Annotated in this window: 2 pseudogenes; both read left to right on the top strand. The window is 65.0% G+C overall.

The features are described 5' to 3' along the window. Window positions 1–85 (top strand): annotated as a pseudogene (locus IE252_RS42930) (IS5/IS1182 family transposase); the annotation flags it as partial. A gap of 57 nt (window positions 86–142) precedes the next feature. Further along, window positions 143–571: pseudogene (locus IE252_RS42925) on the top strand (transposase family protein); the annotation flags it as partial.

The raw sequence follows: 571 nt of genomic DNA, 5'->3' as shown, positions 1-571 counted from the left end.
CCTCCGCAAACTACGCTGCTCGACCACCCGGATTACCAGCCTCGTCCAGGCCATCCTCACCCTTCATCTGACCTGTTCAGGGTGAAGATGGAAAAGGCTCACTGCCGACGGCCCGGGGGCTCTGTTGGTTCCGTATCCTTCCATGCTCGACGTCCCGCACGAGCTTGTTGAGCATGTCTCCTGGCTCATCTACAACCGGCGGCGTGAGGTGAAGTCGCGCTGGCGCAAGCTCGGTTGCTTCAAACAAGCCCTGCTCGCGCTGGCGCATCTGCGGAAGAACGAGACGTTCGCACAGGTCGGAGCCGGGTTCGGGGTATCGGAGACGACCGCGTGGCGCTACGTCGACGAGACACTCGAGGTGCTGGCCGCGTGGGCGCCAGGCCTCCACGAGGCCCTGGTAGGCCTGGGTGAAGGCGGCTTCGTCATCGTTGACGGCACCCTGATCCCCACCGACCGACCGCGTCCGGGCGGACGGGCCCTACTACTCCCAGAAGCACAAGAAGCACGGCATGAACGTGCAGGTCATCACCCGTCCGGACGGCACACCCCTGTGGTTCTCGCGGGCCCTGCC

This window comes from Streptomyces melanogenes (assembly GCF_014649795.1).
GTDB lineage: Bacteria > Actinomycetota > Actinomycetes > Streptomycetales > Streptomycetaceae > Streptomyces > Streptomyces noboritoensis.
The sequence above is the reverse complement of the archived record's forward strand: the minus strand, read 5'-3'. Positions and strand labels throughout refer to the sequence as shown.